Raw genomic sequence first — 6,042 nt, forward strand, 5'->3', positions numbered from 1 at the left:
GGGTGTGTCGTCCCCCGCGTGGTCCGTTGGTGGAGTGGATGCATCAGGCGATTACCCGGGATACTGAAGCCGCCCTGGCCAAAGGCTACAAGTAAGCTAGCCCCGTGCGAACCCAGCACGTCTACCACGCTGTCGACTCCCACACTGAGGGGATGCCCACTCGGGTCATCACCGGTGGGGTGGCGCCCATTCCCGGGGCCACGATGGGTCAACGCCGCCTGTGGTTCATGGAGAACCGTGACCACCTGCGCAAGCTGCTCATGCGTGAACCCCGCGGGCACAGTGCCATGAGTGGAGCCATCCTGCAGCCAGCCACGCGCGAGGACGCCGATTGGGGAGTGCTCTTCATCGAGGTCTCCGGTCTCCTGCCGATGTGTGGACACGGAACCATGGGTGTGTGCACTGTCTTGGTAGAGACCGGCATGGTGGAGGTGACGGAGCCGACGACGACGATTCGGCTCGACACCCCCGCCGGTCTGGTCACCGCCGAGGTTGCCGTGCGTGAAGGCCGGGCCGAATCGGTGACGATCACCAATGTGCCGTCCTTCCATCTGCGCACCGCGGCCACTGTGGAAGTGCCCGGGCTAGGTGAGGTGACCTATGACCTCGCCTTTGGAGGTAACTTCTACGCCGTCGTCGACCTCGATTCCCTCGGTTTGCCCTTCGAGAAGGCGGCTAAGGATCAGTTGCTCGCCGCGGGGTTGAAGATCATGGACGCCATCAACACCGCCGATGAGCCCATCCATCCGGTGCGCCCGGATATCCGTGGCTGCCACCACGTCTACCTCACCGCACCCGGTTCCACGGCCCAGCATTCCCGGCACGCGATGGCCATCCATCCGGGCTGGTTCGACCGTTCGCCCTGTGGCACCGGCACCAGCGCCCGGATGGCCCAGTTACACGCTCACGGGGAGCTGGGCTTGGGGGAGGATTTCATCAATGAGTCCTTCATCGGCTCACGGTTCATCGGTCGGCTGGTGGGTCAGACGCAGGTGGGGGAGTACCCCGCAGTGGTGCCCACAGTCACCGGTCGGGCGTGGATCACCGGGACCGCCCAGTACTTCCTGGACCCCACGGATCCCTATCCTGAAGGCTTCGAGCTGTAAACTCTGACATGTCACACTGTGCTGGAGCGTGCCAGCTGCTACCAGCCCCGGACTCCCAATCCCCGGAACAGAGAAGAGTATACGAATGGCCGCCCACGATATTCCGCTGAACACCATCCAGCAGTACAAGAGCCTGCGCAGCACTGTGACGGAAGCGCTGCGTACTGCGATCATCGTCGGCGACCTGGAGGAAGGCGAACTCTACTCCGCCCCCGCACTGGCCGAGCCGCTCGGAGTCTCCGCCACCCCGGTGCGTGAGGCGATGATGGACTTGACCAACGAGGGGCTTGTCACCCCGGTGAAGAACAAAGGTTTCCGGGTCACCGAGATGACCCCCGAAGACCTACGGGAGATCACCGCGGTCCGCCAACTGCTCGAAGGTCCGGCCGTCCACGCGGTCACCGGTCATATCCCGGCCGAGGAATTCCCCGCGCTGCGAGCCAAAGCTGACCAGATCAACGCAGCCGCCGCCGACGGCGACCTGCGCACCTATCTGGCCGAGGACCGTGTTTTCCACGCCGAGATCCTCAAACACACCGGCAACACACGGCTGGTCAACCTGTGCACCCAGCTACGCGGACAGACCCGCCTGAAAGCGCTGCGCACCTTGGTTGACACCGGCCAGCTCATCGAATCGGCGTATGAACACGTCACGCTGCTGGATAAACTCGAAGCCGGTGACGCCCAGGGCGCCTACGAGGTCATCATGCATCACCTCGGTCATGCCTCCCAGCTGTGGTCCGAAGGCACCGAGGGGCAGAACCGAACCCGGGTCACCCCCATCCTGCTGCACGACATGGAAAAACCCGCACGCGAGGGCTCATGAGCCCCGTGGCGTCTTCGACGAGTGCCTCCGATGTGCTCGTCATCGGCTCCGGGGCCATCGGCGCGGCCATCGCCTACTACTGCACCCGCCGGGGACTTTCGGTCACGGTGGTGGATTCCGGGGCCGTGGGTTCGGGGACATCCTCTCAATGTGAGGGCAATCTGCTCGTCTCGGACAAAGAGCACGGCCCGGAACTCGATCTGGCCAACTACTCGTTGAAGCTCTGGCAGGGCGAACTCTCCGAGCACTCTCACCTCTGGGAGTTTGAGAACAAGGGCGGGATCATCGTCGCCTCCCAGGATTCGTCGATGGCCTCCCTCCAGCGGGCTCTACGGGTCCAGCGCGAGCACGGCATCCGAGTTGAGGAAATCGACGTCGCCGAGTTGAAACGCTACGAACCCAATGTCACCGATGAGGCCGTGGGCGCGGCGTTCTACCCCGACGACTCCCAGGTGATGCCGATGCTGGTCACTGCGCACTTAATGCGCATGGCTGCCGAGGCCGGCGCCCGCATCTGGCCCTACACCGAGGTCACCGGTTTCCTCCGCGGCGGCGAGAACGTCCTGGGGGTCACCACCACTCGGGGTAGCTTCTGGGCCGATGCTGTCATCAACGCCGCCGGCCCCTGGGGTGGGCAGGTGGCCCGGCTCGCCGGGGTCAACGTTCCGGTGGAGCCTCGCCGGGGCTATGTGCTGGTCACCGAACCCATGGAGCCGAAGGTCTTCCGCAAGGTCTACGCCGCCGAGTACATCGACAACGTCGGCTCCTCGGACGGTGGGCTGCAGTCCTCTCCAGTGGTGGAGGGAACCCCCGCTGGGTCGATCCTCATCGGATCCTCCCGGGAACGGGTCGGATTCGATACCACCTTCAACCCGCAGGCGGTCCAGCAGATCGCGGCCAATGCGGTCAAACTCTTTCCCTTCCTGGCCGAGACCCGCATCCTGCGGCATTACTTCGGCTTCCGCCCCTATGTGCCGGACCATGTTCCCGTCATCGGACCTGATCCGCGCGCACCCGGGCTGTGGCACGCCTGCGGGCACGAAGGAGCCGGCATCGGGCTCTCGGTGGGCACCGGAAAGATCATCGCCCAGGCAGTGGCCGGTGAGCAGACCGATCTGCCGCTAGAGGATTTCACCCCCGCACGGTTCGACGAGCTGAGTGAGGCATCCGCATGAGTCAGACCGTCACTGTCACCGTTGACGGTGAAGAGATCACCACCGAGGCCGGCCGGACGGTGGCCGCCGCCCTCATGCTTGCCGCGCAGCGCCCGGCATGGCGGCGCACCCGATTCGACCACGACCGGCGGGGATTGTTCTGCGGGATCGGGGTCTGCTTCGACTGCCTCGTCACCGTCAATGGGGAGCCCGCATTGCGTGCCTGCCTCATCCCGGCTGAAGAGGGCATGGTCATCGAAACCTCAGAGAGAGGGGCGCGTGGTGAGTGAACGCAGGTGCGACGTCGTCGTCGTCGGTGCCGGTCCCGCGGGGCTGGCCGCCGCGGTCCAAGCCTCCCGGGCCGGAGCGCAGGTGCTGCTCATCGATCAGTCCATTCGCCCCGGAGGTCAGTTCTGGCGGCATGCCGCCGAAGAGCACGACGCCGACCCGGGGCGCTGGCATCACGGCTGGTCCACGTATACCGCGTTGGCCAGCGAGCTACAGGCCGCAGTGGACGCCGGGGATGTGGAATACCTCTGCGGCCACCATGTGGTCACCGCGCAGCAGATAAGTCCAGCGCAGCAGATCGGCTCAGCGCAGTTGCAGCTGACCATCCAGCCGGTGCCGGAACTCGCCGCCGGTGCCCGTGGGCTGATGACGGTGCGCGCCCCGGCGGTGGTGCTCTGCCCCGGCGCCTATGACCGCCAACTGCCTGTTCCGGGGTGGACCCTACCCGGGGTGATGGCAGCCGGAGGTATCCAGGCATTCATCAAGACACAGGGGGTGGCCCCCGGTCGGCGAGCGGTGCTCGCTGGGACCGGGCCGTTCTTGCTGTCGGCTGCCGCCTCGGTGCTGCAGGCCGGGGGAGAGGTGGCTGCCGTGTGTGAGGCCGCCAACCTCACCGGATGGGTCCCCCGCGGGGCAGCGGCAGCCTTGGTTCCCTCGAAGGGTGCTGAGGGTGCCGAGTACATTCGGCTGCTGGCTAAACATCGGGTGCCATATCTGCGCCGGACAGCGGTGACTGCCATCCACGGGGAGCACCGGGCTGAGGCGGTGACGCTCTCCCGGCTGGACAGCAACGGAGCGGTCATCGAGGGCAAACAACGGTATCTCGACGACGTCGACCTCGTCGGCCTGGGGTGGGGGTTCGTTCCGCAGTCTGAGCTGGTGGTGCAGTGTGGTGCGCGGACCCGTGTGGACGTCGATGGTTCCCTCATCGGCGTGGTGGACGTACACCAGCGCTCCAGTGTGGAGGGGCTCTACCTCGCCGGGGAGATCACCGGGGTCGCCGGTGCCACCGCGGCAGTGGTCGAGGGGCGGATCGCCGGACGTGCAGCGGCCCGGGAAGCCGGGTACACCACTGGTGGGGCACGTCAGCTGGCAGCAGCGCAGCGGGATAAGGTGCTGCGGGTCAATCACCGGGCTTTCGCGCAGGCGATGCACCGGGCGCACCCGCTTCCGGAGGGGTGGGAGTCCTGGATGCAGCAGGACACGGTGGTGTGTCGCTGCGAGGAAGTCCCTTACCAGCGCCTGAAGGAGGCTGCGCAGACACTTTCGGCGCAGGAACCTCGGGGACTGAAGGGCACCACGCGGACCGGGATGGGGTGGTGCCAAGGTCGGATGTGCGGGACCGCTGCCTCCTGTGTGGCCCGGCGCAGCGGTGCCGAGGGCGCCGAGGAGTCTGCCGTGGCGGTGGCCAAACGTCCTCTGGCTGCCCCGGTCCGATTAGCTGACTTAGCGGAGAGGGACCCCTCCGCATAGCCAGGTTGTGCCTTGCGTCACAAAGACGTCATCTTTCGTGGTGTGGTGGTCACACGCCCACAGCACTGACGAGATCAGTACAATGTCACATGTTGACTGTACGCACCAGGAAGGCATGATGACTGCTCACGCCCTCGGAGGCCCCGTCCAGCCCAGCACCGGCGCTCTGCGCCCACTCACCAGTGGGGAGGTGGGCATCACCGGCGGCTTCTGGGGAGACCTCCAGCGGCTCTCGGCAACCGCGGTCATCGACCACGCGCTGAACATGATGGAGCAGCACGGCTGGCTGGAGAACTTCGACCGCGCCGCCTCCGGGGAGCTCAAAGGCAAACCCAATGGGATGTGGTTCGTCGATTCGGAGTCGTACAAGATCCTCGAAGCGATGGCCTGGGCCCTGGGCTCCGAACAGCGCACCGAGGAACTAGAGGAGAAGTACCACGCACTGGTGGCCCGGGTAGCCGCCGCACAGGAACCCGACGGCTACCTCCACACCTACTACGGGCGTGAAGGTCAGGAGCCCCGCTGGTCGAACATGGAGATGGGGCACGAGCTCTACTGCTTCGGCCACCTGCTCCAGGCCGGAGTGGCCCGGCTGCGCACCGGGTACGACGACGCCCTCGTGGAGGTCTGCCGTCGCGTCGCTGACCACGTGGTCGCCGAGTTCGGTGGACCCCAGGGGCGCAATGCCATCTGCGGCCACGCCGAGATCGAAATGGCCCTGCTGGAGTTCGGACGTGCCACCGGAGTCCAGGCTTACCAGGATGTCGCCCGGCTGTTCATCGAACGCCACGGAGACAAGACCCTGAAACCCACCCACGGGGACAGTCGGACCTACTACCAGGACGATGAGAAAGTCCGCGAGGTCGATGTCCTCTCCGGTCACGCCGTGCGGGCGCTCTACCTCGCCTGCGGAGCCGCCGACGTCGCCGTCGAGTTCGGTGACACCGAACTGGCCGAGGCTGTGCAGACTCAGTGGTCCAACACCGTGGCCAAACGCACTTACATCACCGGGGGGATGGGCTCCACCAACATGGGCGAGGCCTTCGGTGCCGACTACCAACTGCCCCCGGACACCTCGTATGCCGAAACCTGCGCCGGAGTGGCCTCCTCTATGCTCTCCTGGCGGCTGCTGCTGGCCACCGGGGTGTCCCGCGTCAAGTAGTTGGCAGGATTTCCTTGGTTTTGAATGTCGGGG

General features: G+C 65.9%; 6 protein-coding genes. All 6 read left to right on the forward strand.

The window, feature by feature from the left end; all coding sequences use genetic code 11:
• Positions 1-104 precede the first annotated feature (104 nt).
• Positions 105-1,106 (forward strand): proline racemase family protein, encoded by a 1,002-nt coding sequence (locus H578_RS0111895; RefSeq protein ID WP_022873897.1) that lies wholly within the window; start codon positions 105-107, stop codon positions 1,104-1,106.
• 85 nt (positions 1,107-1,191) lie between these two features.
• A complete protein-coding gene (locus H578_RS15140; RefSeq protein WP_022873898.1) occupies positions 1,192-1,932 on the forward strand; it encodes a GntR family transcriptional regulator in 741 nt (246 codons plus the stop codon).
• 5 nt (positions 1,933-1,937) lie between these two features.
• On the forward strand, positions 1,938-3,107 hold the full coding sequence (locus tag H578_RS0111905) for an NAD(P)/FAD-dependent oxidoreductase (protein ID WP_022873899.1): 1,170 nt from the start codon (positions 1,938-1,940) through the stop codon (positions 3,105-3,107).
• Positions 3,104-3,376 carry a (2Fe-2S)-binding protein gene (locus H578_RS0111910; protein ID WP_022873900.1) on the forward strand — a complete coding sequence of 91 codons (273 nt, stop codon included), beginning with the start codon at positions 3,104-3,106 and terminating at the stop codon, positions 3,374-3,376. Before H578_RS0111905 ends, H578_RS0111910 begins: the two co-directional genes overlap by 4 nt.
• Positions 3,369-4,847 carry an FAD-dependent oxidoreductase gene (locus H578_RS0111915; RefSeq protein WP_028464213.1) on the forward strand — a complete coding sequence of 493 codons (1,479 nt, stop codon included), beginning with the start codon at positions 3,369-3,371 and terminating at the stop codon, positions 4,845-4,847. Before H578_RS0111910 ends, H578_RS0111915 begins: the two co-directional genes overlap by 8 nt.
• 118 nt (positions 4,848-4,965) lie before the next feature.
• Positions 4,966-6,009, forward strand: a complete 1,044-nt coding sequence (locus H578_RS15145) for a glycoside hydrolase family 127 protein (protein WP_169558529.1) — start codon at positions 4,966-4,968, stop codon at positions 6,007-6,009.
• Positions 6,010-6,042 lie beyond the last annotated feature (33 nt).

Origin of the sequence: Nesterenkonia alba DSM 19423, from assembly GCF_000421745.1 — a bacterium.
GTDB classification, from domain to species: domain Bacteria; phylum Actinomycetota; class Actinomycetes; order Actinomycetales; family Micrococcaceae; genus Nesterenkonia; species Nesterenkonia alba.

Bases quoted from the DNA above. Each gene is read 5' to 3' on its own strand.
- H578_RS15140 (WP_022873898.1), top strand. From the start codon at position 1,192: ATGGCCGCCCACGATATTCCGCTGAACACCATCCAGCAGTACAAGAGC.
- H578_RS0111910 (WP_022873900.1), top strand. From the start codon at position 3,104: ATGAGTCAGACCGTCACTGTCACCGTTGACGGTGAAGAGATCACCACC.
- H578_RS15145 (WP_169558529.1), top strand. From the start codon at position 4,966: ATGACTGCTCACGCCCTCGGAGGCCCCGTCCAGCCCAGCACCGGCGCT.